Origin of the sequence: Streptomyces sp. NPDC094143 (assembly GCF_040303825.1) — a bacterium.
Taxonomy (GTDB): domain Bacteria; phylum Actinomycetota; class Actinomycetes; order Streptomycetales; family Streptomycetaceae; genus Streptomyces.
Map to the genome: position 1 here is coordinate 14,698 of NZ_JBEOTZ010000024.1, position 15,082 is coordinate 29,779.

13 protein-coding genes and 2 pseudogenes are annotated in these 15,082 nt (G+C 74.0%); 12 read left to right on the plus strand and 3 right to left on the minus strand.

Translation table 11 applies throughout. From position 1 onward, the window contains the following. Nucleotides 1-124 precede the first annotated feature (124 nt). Nucleotides 125-1,165, minus strand: coding sequence for an Rv2578c family radical SAM protein (locus tag ABTZ58_RS26935; RefSeq protein ID WP_351361727.1), 1,041 nt, complete (start codon nucleotides 1,163-1,165; stop codon nucleotides 125-127). 170 nt (nucleotides 1,166-1,335) lie between these two features. Here ABTZ58_RS26935 and ABTZ58_RS26940 point away from each other — a divergent pair, with 170 nt between their 5' ends. The 10 genes and pseudogenes from ABTZ58_RS26940 to ABTZ58_RS26985 all read left to right on the plus strand — a co-directional run bounded on the left by ABTZ58_RS26940 (nucleotide 1,336) and on the right by ABTZ58_RS26985 (nucleotide 13,040). Then, nucleotides 1,336-1,779: an SRPBCC family protein gene (locus ABTZ58_RS26940; protein WP_351361730.1), complete on the plus strand. Its 444-nt coding sequence runs from the start codon at nucleotides 1,336-1,338 to the stop codon at nucleotides 1,777-1,779. Between the two features lie 162 nt (nucleotides 1,780-1,941). After that, a complete protein-coding gene (locus ABTZ58_RS26945) occupies nucleotides 1,942-4,326 on the plus strand; it encodes an MFS transporter (RefSeq protein WP_351361733.1) in 2,385 nt (794 codons plus the stop codon). A 325-nt stretch (nucleotides 4,327-4,651) separates the two neighbouring features. Then, nucleotides 4,652-4,849, plus strand: a pseudogene (locus ABTZ58_RS26950) (ATP-binding protein); the annotation flags it as partial. A 98-nt stretch (nucleotides 4,850-4,947) separates the two neighbouring features. After that, a complete protein-coding gene (locus ABTZ58_RS26955) occupies nucleotides 4,948-5,673 on the plus strand; it encodes a class I SAM-dependent methyltransferase (protein ID WP_351361736.1) in 726 nt (241 codons plus the stop codon). 113 nt (nucleotides 5,674-5,786) lie between these two features. Beyond that, entirely contained in the window at nucleotides 5,787-6,881 is a 1,095-nt protein-coding gene (locus ABTZ58_RS26960; protein WP_351361739.1) for an SGNH/GDSL hydrolase family protein, read from the plus strand. Nucleotides 6,882-6,955: 74 nt separating this feature from the next. Beyond that, complete coding sequence (locus ABTZ58_RS26965) at nucleotides 6,956-7,789, plus strand: M55 family metallopeptidase (protein ID WP_351361742.1); 834 nt, start codon at nucleotides 6,956-6,958, stop codon at nucleotides 7,787-7,789. Further along, nucleotides 7,782-9,095, plus strand: a complete 1,314-nt coding sequence (locus ABTZ58_RS26970) for a M20/M25/M40 family metallo-hydrolase (RefSeq protein ID WP_351361745.1) — start codon at nucleotides 7,782-7,784, stop codon at nucleotides 9,093-9,095. The genes ABTZ58_RS26965 and ABTZ58_RS26970 overlap by 8 nt, the downstream gene beginning before the upstream one ends. Nucleotides 9,096-9,112: 17 nt before the next feature. Further along, complete coding sequence (locus tag ABTZ58_RS26975; RefSeq protein ID WP_351361749.1) at nucleotides 9,113-11,065, plus strand: S9 family peptidase; 1,953 nt, start codon at nucleotides 9,113-9,115, stop codon at nucleotides 11,063-11,065. Next, nucleotides 11,062-11,994, plus strand: a complete 933-nt coding sequence (locus ABTZ58_RS26980) for a S66 peptidase family protein (protein WP_351361752.1) — start codon at nucleotides 11,062-11,064, stop codon at nucleotides 11,992-11,994. Before ABTZ58_RS26975 ends, ABTZ58_RS26980 begins: the two co-directional genes overlap by 4 nt. 485 nt (nucleotides 11,995-12,479) lie before the next feature. Next, complete coding sequence (locus tag ABTZ58_RS26985) at nucleotides 12,480-13,040, plus strand: GNAT family N-acetyltransferase (RefSeq protein WP_351361755.1); 561 nt, start codon at nucleotides 12,480-12,482, stop codon at nucleotides 13,038-13,040. Nucleotides 13,041-13,058: 18 nt separating this feature from the next. Here the strand turns inward: ABTZ58_RS26985 and ABTZ58_RS26990 are convergent, their stop codons facing one another. Beyond that, on the minus strand, nucleotides 13,059-13,406 hold the full coding sequence (locus tag ABTZ58_RS26990) for a VOC family protein (protein ID WP_309095025.1): 348 nt from the start codon (nucleotides 13,404-13,406) through the stop codon (nucleotides 13,059-13,061). A gap of 48 nt (nucleotides 13,407-13,454) precedes the next feature. Between ABTZ58_RS26990 and ABTZ58_RS26995 the strand changes: the two genes are divergently transcribed. Then, entirely contained in the window at nucleotides 13,455-13,931 is a 477-nt protein-coding gene (locus ABTZ58_RS26995) for a phage holin family protein (RefSeq protein ID WP_351361758.1), read from the plus strand. 6 nt (nucleotides 13,932-13,937) lie between these two features. Further along, a pseudogene (locus tag ABTZ58_RS27000) lies at nucleotides 13,938-14,339 on the plus strand (SDR family NAD(P)-dependent oxidoreductase); the annotation flags it as partial. A 303-nt stretch (nucleotides 14,340-14,642) separates the two neighbouring features. Here the strand turns inward: ABTZ58_RS27000 and ABTZ58_RS27010 are convergent. Then, nucleotides 14,643-15,020, minus strand: coding sequence for a GatB/YqeY domain-containing protein (locus ABTZ58_RS27010; protein WP_351362013.1), 378 nt, complete (start codon nucleotides 15,018-15,020; stop codon nucleotides 14,643-14,645). Nucleotides 15,021-15,082: the final 62 nt, after the last annotated feature.

The following is a 15,082-nucleotide window of genomic DNA, read 5'->3' on the forward strand; positions in this document are numbered from 1 at the left end:
GACGGCGGGATCGAGGCCCGCGAGGGTCACCGTCCTCGCCGCATCGTCCCGGAAAGCGATCCTGGAAGAACTCATTCCGTCACACTCATGACCCAATTGGATCTTCGGATGCGCTCGTATGCTCCTAAAGAAGCGAAAGTTGGGTGGGCCCGGACACGGGCGGTTCCTCCACCGGCTCGGCAGGCCGGATCCGCCGGGGCGTTCTGGCGCGCGTGGGCCCGATGCCGTACTCCTCGGCCAGCTCGTGCACCTGACGGGTGATCCGGCGCTGGTACCACTTCGGCGCGTAGGAGCCGTCCGCGTACAGCCGCTCGTAGCGCGGCACCAGGTACGGGTGGTGCCGCCCCAGCCAGGTCATGAACCACTCGCGGGCGCCGGGCCGCAGGTGCAGCACCAGCGGGGTGACGGACGTCGCCCCGGAGGCGGCTATCGCCCGCACGGTCGCCCGGAGGTGGTCCGGCCGGTCGCTCAGGAACGGGATGACCGGCGCCATCAGCACACCGCAGCCGATGCCGTGCTCGCCGAAGGCCCGCACCACCTCCAGACGCCGCTCCGGAGCGGGCGTGCCGGGCTCGACGGTGCGCCACAGCTCCTGGTCGGTGAACCCGACCGAGACGGAGATGCCGACGTCGGTCACCTGTGCCGCCTGCCGGATCAGGTCCAGGTCGCGCAGGATCAGCGTGCCCTTGGTCAGGATCGAGAAGGGGTTCGCGCGGTCGCGCAGGGCCGCGACGATGCCCGGCATCAGCCGGTAGCGGCCCTCGGCGCGCTGGTAGCAGTCGACGTTCGTGCCCATGGCGATGTGCTCGCCCCGCCAGCGGGGCGAGGCCAGCTGCCGGCGCAGCAGCTCCGGCGCGTTGGTCTTGACGACGATCTGGCTGTCGAAGCCGAGCCCGGTGTCGAGGTCGAGATAGCTGTGCGTCTTGCGGGCGAAGCAGTACACGCACGCGTGGGAGCAGCCCCGGTAGGGGTTCACCGTCCACTGGAACGACATCCGGGAGACCGCCGGCACCCGGTTGATGATCGACCGGGCCCGGATCTCGTGGAACGTGATGCCGGCGAACTCCGGCGTGTCGAAGGTGCGGGTCGTCACCGCGTCCGCGCCGAACAGCGCGGCGTCGGCCCGGCCGTGTTCGGAGTCCGCTGTGAGGTTCTCCCAGCGCATGGCGCCTCCTCGGTAGCTCGGACCACAGAATAGAACACATGTTCCCTTGATCGTGCGCGGGTGTTTTCCGAACGTGTTCGACCGGGTTGGACGCCCCCGATTTGGGGGCCCGGGCGGCGGGGTGGTTGGCTTGCCCCGACCCCCGAGCAACCAGGTCCTGGAGGAAAGCGATGGCGCAGGTCGAGGCCACTACGGAGCGGATCGTCGCGGCGGACGCGGAGACGGTGTTCGACGCCCTCGCCGATTACAGCGGCACGCGCGCGAAGCTGATGCCCGAGCAGTTCAGCGAGTACGAGGTCCGCGAGGGCGGCGACGGCGAGGGCACGCTCGTCCACTGGAAGCTCCAGGCCACCAGCAAGCGCGTGCGTGACTGCCTGCTGGAAGTCACCGAGCCCACCGACGGGGAGCTGGTCGAGAAGGACCGCAACTCCTCCATGGTCACCACCTGGCGCGTCACCCCCGCCGGTGAGGGCAAGGCCCGCGTCGTGGTGACCACCACCTGGACCGGCGCCGGTGGCATCGGCGGCTTCTTCGAGAAGACCTTCGCGCCCAAGGGCCTCGCCCGGATCTACGACGCGCTGCTCGCCAGGCTCGCGGCCGAGGTCGAGAAGTAGCCGTTCACGGGTCCAAGCCCCAAGTGGGCAGCGGGTGTTGGGCACCTCACCGGTTCGGGTGATCTCCGTACCGCTCGGCTCTGTGCCGTAACTCGTCGCGCTTGCTCATAGTTGTCGCTTTTACGCGGGAATGGTGTGGCGGCGCGACGAGGGGAGCGGTGAGTGGGCGGGATCACTCTGGCGCAGGACGAACCGGCGGTGGCACCTCCCGACACCCCAGCCCCACCGCCGCCCCCGGCCGCCGGACTCAGCCCCCGCCGGGTGCGGTTGATCTTCTTCGCGCTCATGCCGGCCCTGCTCCTGGCCGCCCTGGAGCAGATGATCGTCGCCACGGCCCTGCCGAAGATCGTCGGCGAACTGCACGGCCTGGACCGGATGTCCTGGGCGATCACCGCCTATCTGCTCACGGCGACGGTCGGCCTGCCGATCTACGGCAAGCTCGGCGATCTGCTCGGCCGCAAGAGCGTCTTCCAGTTCGCCATCGTCGTCTTCGTCGCCGGCTCCGCGCTCGCGGGCCGGGCGCGGACCATGGACCAGCTGATCGCCTTCCGCGCGCTGCAGGGCGTCGGCGCGGGCGGCCTCATGATCGGCGTCCAGGCGATCATCGCCGACATCGTGCCGCCCCGGCAGCGCGCCCGCTACATGGGCCTGATCGGCGCCGCCTTCGGTCTCGCCTCGGTGGCCGGGCCCCTGCTCGGCGGCTACTTCACGGACCACCTCACCTGGCGCTGGTGCTTCTACGTCAACGTCCCCTTCGGCCTGCTCACGCTCGCCGTCGTCGCCGTCGCGCTCAAGCTGCCCAAGCCCGCCGTCCGGGCCCGGCTGGACCTCCTCGGCGCGCTGCTGCTCACCGCCGCCTCCACCTGCCTGGTGCTGCTGACCGGCTGGGGCGGCACCGAGTACGCCTGGGACTCGCGCGTGATCCTCGGCCTCGGGGCCGGCGTCGCCGTGTCCACCGTCCTCTTCCTCGTCGCCGAGCGCTTCGCCGCCGAACCCCTCATCCCGCTGCGGCTGTTCCGGGACTCCGTCTTCAACGTCACGGGCCTGATCGGCCTGGTCGTCGGCGCCGCGCTGTTCGGTGCCGCCAGCTACCTGCCGACGTACCTGCAGATGGTCGACGGGGCCTCCGCCACCGAGTCGGGCCTGCTCATGCTGCCGATGATGGGCGGCATCGTCGGCGCCTCGATCATCGCGGGGCAGCTCATCGGCCACACCGGCCGCTACAAGGCCTACCCGATCCTCGGCGGCGCCCTCTCCGTCACCGGCATGTGGCTGCTCTCCCGCCTGGAGGCCGGCACGCCCCGGCTGCACTACAGCGTCTGGACGGCCGTCCTCGGCGCCGGCATCGGCTTGGTGATGCCGGTGCTGATCCTCGCCGTGCAGAACTCGGTGCGCCCCGCCGACCTCGGCACCGCCACCAGCGCCAACAACTACTTCCGGCAGATCGGCGGCAGCGTCGGAGCCGCCGTCTTCGGCACCCTCTTCGCCGACCGGCTCGCCGGCGCCCTGGCCGACCGCCTGCCCCCGCGCACGGGCGGCGGCCTGCCGGACCCCGAGTCCATCACGCCGCAGCTGGTGCACACCCTGCCCCCGGCCCTGCGCGACGGCTACATCCGGGCGTACGCCGACGCGATGCCGCGGATCTTCCTCTACCTGGTGCCGGTGCTGGTCCTCGGACTGGTCATCGCCCTCTTCCTCAAGGAGAAACCCCTGGTGTCCCACAACGCCTCCGTCACCGACCCGGACACGGGGACCGCCCCGATCCCCCAGGCACGCGGCGCGTACGCCGCCGGAGTCCCCGTCTGCGGCTCGGTGCAGCACCACGACGGGACCGTCGTGCCCCGCGCGGCCCTCACGCTCATCGACGTCACCGGCCGGCAGACCGGACGCGGCGCCAGCGGCGAGGACGGCCGCTACGCCCTGGCCACGCCGGGCCCCGGCTCGTACGTCCTGATCGCCGCGGCCGGCGGGCACCAGCCGCAGGCGGTCTCCGTGACCGTCGGCGAACGGCCCGTCGAACTCGACATCGTCCTCGGCGGAGCCGGGAACCTCGTCGGCAGCGTCGTCACCGCCGACGGCACGCCCGTGCGGGACGCCACCGTCACGCTCACCAACGTCCACGGCGAGGTCGTCGCCACCACCCGCAGCGGCCGGGAGGGCGGCTACGTCATCACCGAACTGGTCGCCGGCGAGTACACCCTCGCCGCCAGCGCCCCCGCCTTCCGCCCGGCCGCGCTCCCCGTCACCGTCCAGGCCGCCCGCGAGACCCGCCGGGACATCGAACTGGCCGGCGGCGCCGTCCTGCGCGGCACCGTCCGGGCCGGGGGCGGCCGGCCCGTGGAGGACGCCCGCGTGACCCTGCTGGACGTGGCGGGCAACGTCGTCGACACCCTCACCACCGGCCCCGACGGCACCTTCCGCTTCGTCGACCTGTCCTCCGGCGAGTACACCGTCATCGCCGCCGGCTACCCGCCCGTCGCCACCGTCCTCCAGGTCGCCGGGGGCGGGCGGACCGAACGGGACCTGCAGCTGGGGCACGAGGACTGAGCCCCACCGGCGCGCGGGGTCGCACGCCGGTGCGCACCCCGCGCGAGCGATTCCCGCGTTGCCGCACAGCGCCGGTGGCCCTCGCCGTACGGTGGTGACGCCGGCACAGATCTTGCGGATCCGTGGGAGAGAGCCTGGGCCATGGACCGTGGCAGCGAGCGGGAGACGCCTCCCAGCCCGGAAGCCGGGCACGTGGCGGAGCCCGCCGAGCCCGGGCGCGTCCCCCTGGCCGTGGTCGTCGGCGACCGCGAAGGCCTCGTATCGCACTGGAGCCGGGGCGCAGGCCGCCTGTTCGGCGTCCCCCGGGAAGACCTGGTGCGCGGAGCTGTGCGAGGTGGACGACGACCACGAGCTGCCGACCCTGCTCAGCGCCGACCTCCTGGACGACCGGGCGCGCGGTCTCAGAGTCGTCAGTACGCTGGCCCGTCGGTGGGGGACCAGCCGCACCGCGGCCGGCAAGACGGTCTGGTTCGAGCTGACCCTGCCGCGCCGCCGCGCACCGTCCGCGTCGAACGCGAAGTGAAGGAACGCGCCACGTCCTTGTGGCCGTGACCGGGGCCGCGGTACACCGTACTCGCCCGTCACTGAGGGCGGGATCGGTTCGCACCCCGGGGAGTGGGCATGAGCGTGACGAGTCGGTACCGCGAGTCCTGGGAGGGGTTCTGGCGTGAGGCGTCCGACGCGCCGGGGGCGGTGGTCTGGGACGCGGAGCCGGCGCTGACCGTCGGGCCGCACCTGGCCCTGTTCGAGCCGTACCTGTCCGACCCCGTCCTGCCGTTGGTGGATCTCGGCTGTGGCAACGGCACCCAGACCCGGTACCTGGCCGACCGCTTCCCGCGGGTCGTGGGCGCCGACCTGTCCGGCGCCGCCCTGGAGCACGCCCGCCGGGCCGACCCGGCGGGTCAGGCGGTGTACCGGCAGCTCGACGCGGCCGAGAAGGGCGAGGTGCAGGCCCTGCACGCGGAGCTCGGCGACACCAACGTCTATGTGCGGGGCGTCCTGCACCAGTGCGAGCCGGACGACCGGCAGCCGCTCGCGGACGGGATCGCCACGCTGGTCGGCGACCGCGGCCGGGCCTTCCTCGTGGAACTCTCCGGCGCCGCCAAGGCGGTGCTCGGGGGCCTGGCGGGCGGCCCGGACGGGCCGCCGCCCAAGCTCGCGCCGGTGTTCCGGCACGGCCTCGCACCCGGGGAGGTCCCCGACGAGGCCGTGCCCGCGTATCTGCGCTCGGCCGGGCTCACCGTCCTCGCGAGCGGTGAACTGCCCCTGATGACCACGGAGTACCACCCCGACGGCACGCGCATCGAGCTGCCGTCCCAGTGGCTGGTGGCGGGGCGCACCGGCTGAGGCGGCCGGCCGGGCGCCCGGCGCCGCACCCTGGTGACCTTGCTTTTTGTCGGTGTACGGTCACTGCTCGCGGTGCTGTGCGCCCCTCACCCGTCCCGCCCCGGAGGTCAGTTATGTCGTCGCCCTGGTTACGGATGCTGCTCGCCCCGGCGGCGTCGCTGGCGCTGCTCGGCCCATCGGCCACCGCCACCGCCGCGCCGGACGGAAGCGACGTCGCGGCGAGCGTGCACACCGCCGGGCGCGTCCAGGACTCTGGTGACGTGCTCCGCTACAGCTGGCCCGGCGTGTACTTCGAAGGCCGCGTCCGGGGCACCGCGGTGGGCGTCGTGCTCGACGACCCGGCCGCCGACCACGACGTACAGGTCGACGGGGCCACCGTCGCCACCCTCGTCGCGCCGGGCAGCACCACCCACTGGGTCAGGGGCCTGCGCGACGGCGTGCACACCGTCCGGCTCGTCAAGCGGAACGACACGCCCTGGAGCACCAGCGCCTTCGGGGGCTTCGTCGCCGCGCCGGGCGGCGCCGTCCTGGCCCCGCCGGCCGCGCGCAGCCGCCAGATCGAGTTCATCGGCGACTCCCTCACGGCCGGCTACGGCAACCTCTCCACCTCCCGCGACTGCACCGGCGAGCAGGTCGCCCGCACCACCAACGCCGACGCCGGCTACGGCGCCCTGACCGCCCGGCGACTGCGAGCCGACTACCAGCTCAACGCCTACTCGGGCCTGGGCATGGTGCGCAACTACAACGGCGGATCCCCGGAGGTGACCTACCGCAGCTTCTACGACCGCGCGCTGCTGAACGTGCCCGGCGACGTCTGGCACGCCCCGGGCACCTGGCGCCCCGGGCTCGTGGTCGTCCACCTGGGCACCAACGACTTCTCGACCCCCCTCAACCCGGGCGAGCCCTGGACGGACGACACCCTGGCGGCGGCGTACCGCGCTGCCTACACCGGTTTCCTGGAGAAGCTGCGCACCCGCCACGGCCCCGGCACCACACTCCTGGCCGTCGGCGCGGGGCCGTTCGCCGCGCACGTCGAGCAGGTAGTCGAGGAACGTGCCGCCGCCGGGGACCGCCGGGTCCGCTTCTGGCGCCTGGACGACACCGGCCTGGACCACGGCGGCTGCCACTGGCACTACTCGGCCCGCGACCACCGCCTCCTCGCGGACCGGCTCACCTCCCACCTGGCCGGCCTGCCGATCCGCTGGTGACCACGTCGTAGCCGGTTCCGCCCGCAGCGCGTAACGTGACGAACCATGAAGATTTCCACCCTGGACGGCTCGTCATGAGAATCCTCATCAGCGCCGACATGGAGGGCGCCACCGGCGTCACGTGGCCGGACGACGTGATGCCCGGCGCGTCCCAGTGGGAGCGCTGCCGGTCGCTGTTCACCTCCGACGTCAACGCCGCCGTGCGCGGCTTCCTCGACGGCGGCGCCGACGAGGTGCTCGTCAACGAGGCGCACGCGACGATGCGCAACCTGCTGCTGGAGCAGCTGGACGAGCGGGCCCAGCTGCTCACCGGGCGGCACAAGGCGCTGTCCATGGTGGAGGGCGTGCAGTACGGCGACGTCGACGGCGTCGCGTTCGTCGGCTACCACGCCGGCGCCGGGATGGAGGGCGTCCTGGCCCACACCTACCTGGCCAACTCCATCACGGGCGTGTGGCTGAACGACGTGCGGGCCAGCGAGGGGCTGCTCAACGCGCACGTCGTGGCCGAGTTCGGGGTGCCGGTCGTCCTCGTCACCGGGGACGACGTGGCCTGCGAGGACGCGCTCGGGTACGCGCCTCAGGCGCTGAAGGTCGCCGTGAAGGACCACGTCTCCCGCTACGCCGCCGTGTGCCGCACGCCCGCGCGCACCGCCGCCGACATCCGGGCCGCGGCCAAGGAGGCCGCCGCCCTGGCGGCACGTCACGAACCGGTCCGCGGGGGGCCGTTCACCGTCGCCGTCGAGTTCGACGCGGAGCACCTGGCGATGGCCGCCACCGTCGTGCCGGGTGTGGACCGGATCGCGGAGCGGAAGGTGGCCTGCACGAGCGGGACCATGTACGAGGGCATCCGCGCCTTCAAGGCGGTCACCACGATCGTCGCGGCCGCGGTGGAGGAGCAGTATGGCTGAGCAGGTGGACGAGCAGGCCCTGGCAGAGGTCGTGACGTACACGTCCGACCTCATCCGGATCGACACCACCAACCGGGGCGGCGGCGACTGCCGGGAGCGGCCCGCCGCCGAGTACGCCGCCGCACGGCTCGCCGAGGCCGGGATCGAACCGGCCCTGCTGGAGCGCACCGAGGGGCGCACCAACGTCGTCGCCCGCGTCGAGGGCACCGACCCCGCGGCCGGCGCGCTGCTCCTGCACGGGCACCTCGACGTCGTGCCGGCGGCGACCGCCGACTGGACCGTGCACCCGTTCTCCGGGGAGATCCGCGACGGGGTCGTGTGGGGGCGCGGCGCCGTCGACATGAAGAACATGGACGCGATGATCCTGGCCGTGGTGCGCGGCTGGGTCCGGCAGGGCGTCCGGCCCCGCCGGGACATCGTCATCGCGTTCACCGCCGACGAGGAGGCCAGTGCCGTGGACGGCGCCGGGTTCCTCGCCGACCGGCACGCCGCGCTCTTCGAGGGCTGCACCGAGGCCGTCGGCGAGTCGGGCGCGTTCACCTTCCACGACGGCGGCGGACGGCAGATCTACCCCATCGCCGCCGGGGAACGCGGCACCGCCTGGCTCAAGCTCACCGCGCGCGGACGCGCGGGGCACGGCTCCAAGGTCAACCAGGACAACGCCGTCACCCGCCTCGCCGGCGCCGTCGCCCGGATCGGCGCGCACGAGTGGCCGCTGCGCCTGACCCCGACCGTGCGCGCCGCCCTCACCGAACTCGCCGCCGTGTACGGCATCGAGACCGACCTGGCCGACGTGGACGCCCTGCTGGACAAGCTCGGCCCCGCGGCCGGGCTCGTCGAGCCGACCCTGCGCAACAGCGCCAACCCGACCATGCTCGACGCCGGTTACAAGGTCAACGTGATCCCGGGGGAGGCCGTGGCCTACGTGGACGGCCGGTTCCTGCCCGGCGGCGAGGACGAGTTCCGCGCCACGCTCGACCGGCTCACCGGCCCGGACGTGGAGTGGGAGTTCCACCACCGCGAGGTGGCCCTTCAGGCGCCGGTGGACTCGCCGATCTTCGCGCGGATGCGGGCAGCCGTCGAGGAGTTCGCGCCGGAGGGCCACGTCGTGCCGTTCTCCATGTCCGGCGGCACCGACGCCAAGCAGTTCTCCCGCCTCGGCATCACCGGTTACGGCTTCACCCCGCTGAGGCTCCCGGACGGTTACGACTACGCTGCCATGTTCCACGGCGTCGACGAACGGGTACCGGTCGAGGCGCTGCACTTCGGCGTCCGCGTCCTCGACCGGTTCCTGCGGACCGCCTGAACGAGTGGGGGAGTAAGGTGCGGACGCTGGCGTACGGGGCCTGGCCCTCGCCCATCGACGCGGCCCTGGCCGCCGCGCACGACGGGCACCCGGAGTACGTGGGCTTCGTCGGCGACGAGGTGTGGTGGACCGAGCCGCGCCCCGCCGAGGCCGGCCGCCGCACCCTGGTACGGCGCCACCCCGACGGCCGGGAGGAGCCGCTGCTGCCCCCGCCGTGGAACGTGCGCAGCCGGGTCATCGAGTACGGCGGGCACCCCTGGGCGGCCCTCCCGGGCGACGACGGCCCGCTGGTGGTGTTCGTGAACTTCGCCGACCAGCGGCTCTACCTCTGCCGGCCGGGCGGCGAACCCAGTCCGCTCACACCCGTGTCCCCGGTGGGCGCCGGCCTGCGCTGGGCCGAGCCGCTGCTGCGGCCGGAACACGGCGAGGTGTGGTGCGTGCTGGAGGAGTTCACCGGCGACGGGCCCACCGACGTGCGCCGCGTCCTGGCCGCCGTACCGCTGGACGGATCCGCCGCCCGCGACCGGGCCGCCGTGCGCGAACTCACCGACGACCGGCACCGGTTCGTGACCGGGCCGAAGCTCTCGCCCGACGGGCGGCGGGCGGCCTGGCTCGCCTGGGACCACCCGCGCATGCCCTGGGACGGCACCGAACTGGTCCTCGCCGACGTCGGCGACGACGGCACCCTGCGCGGCGCCGGCACCGTGGCCGGCGGGCCGGGGGAGGCGATCGCCCAGGCCGACTGGACGCACGACAACCGCCTGCTGCACGCGAGCGACCGCACCGGCTGGTGGAACCTCTATCTCGAAGGGCAGCCGGTGTGCCCGCGCGAGGAGGAGTTCGCCGACGCCCTGTGGAAGCTGGGGTCGAGATGGTTCACGCCCCTCGCGAGCGGTCTCGTCGCCGTGGTCCACGGCCGGGGCGCCACCGCCCTCGGCGTCCTCGACCCCGAGACGGGCGAGGTCGTCGACGCGGCCGGCCCCTGGACCGAGTTCGCGCCCACTCTCGCGGCCCACGGCGAACGGGTCGTCGCCGTGGGCGCAAGCCCGCGCAGCGCCTACGAGGTCGTGGAACTGGACACCCGCACCGGCCACGCCCGCGTCATCGGCGCCGAGCACGACGACGCCGTGGACCCCGCCTTCTACCCCGAGCCGCAGATCCGCACCTTCACCGGCCCGGACGGCCGCGACATCCACGCCCACGTCTACCCGCCGCACCACCCCGCCTGCGTCGCTCCCGGCGACGAGCTGCCGCCGTACGTCGTCTGGGCCCACGGCGGGCCCACCGGCCGGGCACCCCTCGTGCTCGACCTGGAGATCGCCTACTTCACCTCGCGCGGCATCGGCGTCGCCGAGGTGAACTACGGCGGCTCCACCGGCTACGGCCGCGCCTACCGGGAGCGGCTGCGCGAGCAGTGGGGCGTGGTCGACGTCGAGGACTGCGCCGCCGTCGCCCTGGCCCTCGCCGACGAGGGCACCGCCGACCGCGGCCGGCTCGCCGTGCGGGGCGGCAGCGCGGGCGGCTGGACCGCCGCCGCCTCGCTCACCACGACCGACGTGTACGCCTGCGGCACCATCAAGTACCCGATCCTCGACCTGGCCGGCTGGGGCGCGGGGGAGACCCACGACTTCGAGTCGCTGTACCTGGAGAGCCTGATCGGCCCGCTCGCCGAGGTGCCCGCCCGGTACGCGGAGCGCTCGCCCGCCGCCCACGCCGACCGGCTGCGCGTGCCGTTCCTGCTGCTCCAGGGTCTGGACGACGTGATCTGCCCGCCCGTCCAGTGCGAGCGGTTCCTGGCCCGGCTGGCGGGCCGGAAGGTGCCGCACGCCTACCTCGCCTTCGAGGGGGAAGGGCACGGCTTCCGCAGGGCGGAGACCATGGTGTCGGCGCTGGAGGCCGAACTGTCCCTGTACGCCCAGGTGTTCCGGCTGGACCCGCCCGGCGTGCCCACCCTGGAGCTCACCCGGTGAGACCGCTCGTCCGGCCGCCCCGGCTCGCCCCCGGCGCCCGCGTGGCCGTCGTCGCGCTCAGCGGCCCGGTGCCCGAGGACCGGCTGCAGGCCGGGCTCGACATCCTGCGCGGCTGGGACCTCGATGCCGTGGTGGCGCCACACGCACTCGGCCGCCACGGGGAACTGGGCTACCTGGCGGGCACGGACGAACAGCGGGCCGCCGATCTGCAGGACGCCTGGTGCGACCCGGCGGTCTCCGCGGTGCTGTGCGCCCGGGGCGGTTACGGCGCGCAGCGCATGGTGGACCTGCTCGACTGGGACGCGATGCGGGCGGCGGGCCCGAAGGTGTTCGCCGGGTTCAGCGACATCACCGTCCTGCACCAGGCCTTCGCCACCCGTCTGGGCCTGGTCACCCTGTACGGGCCCGCGGCGGCCGGCGTCGACTTCCTCAAGCAGGCCCGGGCCCAGGACCAGTTGCGGGCCACCCTCTTCGAGCCCGAGTCCGTGCGAACCCTCACGGCCGTGCCCCCGGGTGGCCCCGCGCTGATGTCCGGCCGGGCCCGGGGCGTCACCCTGGGCGGCTGCCTCAGCCTGCTCGCGAGTGACCTCGGCACCCCGCACGCCCACGCCGGTGCCCGGGGCGGACTGCTGCTGATGGAGGACGTCGGCGAGAGCGCGTACCGACTGGACCGGTATCTGACCCAACTCCTGCGCTCCGGCTGGCTGGAGGGAGTCGCCGGGATCCTGCTGGGGTCCTGGGCCGCCTGCGGCCCGTACGAGGAGTTGCGCGCGGTCTTCGCCGACCGGCTGGGCGGCCTCGGTGTGCCGGTCGTGGAGGAGTTCGGGTTCGGGCACGGCGACGGCGCGCTGACCATGCCCTTCGGCGTCATGGCCGAACTCGACGCCGACGCGGGTACGTTGACGCTCGACGAGCCGGCTCTGAGCTGAGCGGGTCCGGCAGCTGACGTCCTGTCAGGAAACCCTCGTCGGGGTGATCGACGCCTCCTGGCACGTGTCGCACCATGGCTACCGGCCGGTACCTACTGGTCGGTAGCCAGGTTCGCCGGGCTGCCCGGGTCTTCCGGGGCGTCCGGGGCCGTCCGGGTGCCGTCGCCTCACCGTGGCGGTCCGTGACATGCTGAGGTGCGGATCTTGGTGGGCCGAAGTCGTCGGCCAGGCGCACGCACGTGCCGAGGCCCGCGCCGAGCGAACGGGTCGTGGAGAAGCCGTCGCGCACAGCCGAGGGGTGCGAGTGCCCCACGACACCGCTGCTCTCGCCCGCTCCGGGCGCCGCGTGCCGGTCCTGGCCGCCGACGACCAAGCCGGTGACCGTCGTCAGCGGGCCCGGCCGCACCGGGACGCTCCGGCTGCCCGTGGGCCGGCTCCTGAGCCACCGAGCCGGGGGAGGTCACCGGGCGGGTTACTGTGGCGGGGTGCCCCACAACGCATCCCGCTACCTCGCCGAAGGCCCCCGGGTGGGCGTACGGCACTTCACCCACGAGGACGGCGCCGAGTTCACCGCGCGGGCCCGGGAGAGCAAGAACCTGCACCACCCCTGGCTCTTCCCGCCCCTCACCGTCCAGGCCTACACCGCCTACGCGGGCCGGCTGATCGAGGACCCCACCAAGGCCGGCTTCCTGGTCTGCGAGAAGCACGACGGCGCCATCGCCGGGTTCATCAACATCAACAACATCGTCGAGGGCGGCTTCCAGTCCGGGGCCCTCGGCTACGGCGCCTTCGCGCACGCCGCCGGACGCGGGCTGATGCGCGAAGGGCTGAACCTCGTCGTGGGGTACGCGTTCGGCCCGCTGCGGCTGCACCGGCTGGAGATCAACGTCCAGCCCCGCAACACCGCGTCGAGCGCCCTGGCCCGCGCCTGCGGGTTCCGCCTGGAGGGCTTCTCGCCGAACATGCTCTTCGTCGACGGGGCCTGGCGCGACCACGAACGCTGGGCGCTCACCACCGAGATGGTCAGCGGTCCCCGGCGGCGCTGAGCCGGGACCCGGCCTGGATCACGTCCGGCGGTCCACGTACTCGTAGACCGAACCGTCCGGATGCAGGGCGATCAGGTTGCGGCCCGCCGGTGAGGCGATCGGGCCCGCGACGACGTGCGCCCCCAGCTCCGTCAGCACCTTGTGCGTCTCCTCGACGTCCGTCACGGCGATCGTCGCCGCCACCTTGCGCAGCAGCTCCAGTTCGGCCGGCGGACCGCTCATCAGCAGGAAGCAGCCGATCGCGGCCACCTGGACACCGCCCCGTTCGAAGCGCTGGGCCGTGCCGCCCGCCAGCCGCTCGTAGAAGGGGATCGCCGTCTCGAGGTCGTCGACGCAGACGCGCAGTGTGGCACCCAGAATCTCCATGGCCACGAGCCTAGTTACCGGCCGGGGGGCGAGGGTACCCGGCCGGGCATGAAGCCGTTGGATCACCTGGAGCATCTGGACAGGCACCTGGTCGACGAACTGGCGCAGGTGGCACGGGAGACCGTACGGGACGAACTGCGCGAGCAGACGCGCAAGCAGCGGCGCAAGGCCGCGCTGTACGCCGCGTCCGGCGCCCTCGCCCTGTACGCGGGCGCGGCCGTCGCGCTCGCCGTGGGACTGGCCCTGGCCCTCGTCCTGCCCGACTGGGCCGCCGCGCTGATCACCGCCGTGATCCTGGGTGCCCTGGCCTACCTGCTGCGCGGCATGGCCAAGCCCTCCCGGCCGGGCGGCGGGCACGCGGCCGGCACGGTCCCCGGCCACGGCGGAGCGCACCGGGCCGGCGGCATGCCGGTCCCGCCCGTCCCGCCGGCCCCGCCCGTCGCGGGCGGCCCCGGCGGGACCGCCCCCGGCATCGTGCCCCCGCGGCCGGCCGACGACCCGGACGTCCCGCACCACCGGGCGTGATGCCCGGTGCGCACGGCAGGGCCCTCGCACCGGCACGGTCGTGTGGTCGTCGTGACCGCAGACACCGGCGGCGCCGGACGACGGGCCACGGCCCGGGTGTTCGCCGCCCGGGGCGACCAGGCCGCCCTGCTCGCCCGCGGGCGTGAGGGACTCGGCGCGGCGGCGGAGGACACACGGCGCGCCGGGGGCGAGGCGCTCGTCATCGGCGTGGACGTCTCCGACGCCCGGGCCGTCGAGGACGCCGCCCGGTGCTGCATCGCATGCAAACGGGCCCGGCCGGTCGCCCCCGGGTACCAGCCGGAGGACGCGGCCCGGGCGAGCGTGCACGCGGCGTCGCACGCGCGGCGCCGGGAGTACTGGGTGGGCGGCTCCACGACCGCCACGCTCATCGCCGACGCGGTCGCACCCTGCCGCTGGACCACTACCTCACCGGGCCGTCGGGCGCGCCCACGTCCTGCTGTGCCACGGCATTGGTCCGTGCCACGCTCCGCAAGCTGACGGGACCGGTTCGCCGCCAGCCGTGCCCCGGGGGGTGCTGTCGCCGCGGCACAAGGACCCGGGCCCGCGCGGCCGCCTCCTCCAACCGCTGCACGTCCGCCGGTTCGCACTCGACGACCTCGGCCCGCGGGAGGGCGGCCCGAAGCGCCCGGGCTCGCTCGGCGGTTCCCGAGGCGGTGTTCACCACGAGCACGGGCCACGAGCACGAGCCCGTCACCCTCCAGCAGCGCCGGGACCTCGGCGACGGGGCGGGCCGGCGGGGTGGGCCGGCTGGGGCCCCACTCTCTCGTCAAGGAACCGCAGCAGCACCTGAGCCTCCGCCCGGAGTCGTTCGGCTCGGGCGGCGTGCGCGGGTGCGGTCAGCCGGGACGCCGCCTCCAGCCTCTCGTCGGCCTCCGCGCGCACCACGTCGAGGACCTCACGCTCGCCCAGTTCACGCCGGGCCGCCTCGGTGGCGCCGGCACCGGCCGGCGAGGCCTCCAGGGCCCCCGCCTGCGGAGAGCCCTCGCCCAGCGGGACCGCCTCCGCGTTGTCCAGCGCGGCCAGCGCCCCGCGCAGGGCACTCACCGCGGCCTTGTCCCGGGACCGGATCGCCTCCGGCAGGGCGGCACGCAGACGCAGTCGAAGCGACATGCCGGCGACTGTAGGCGACC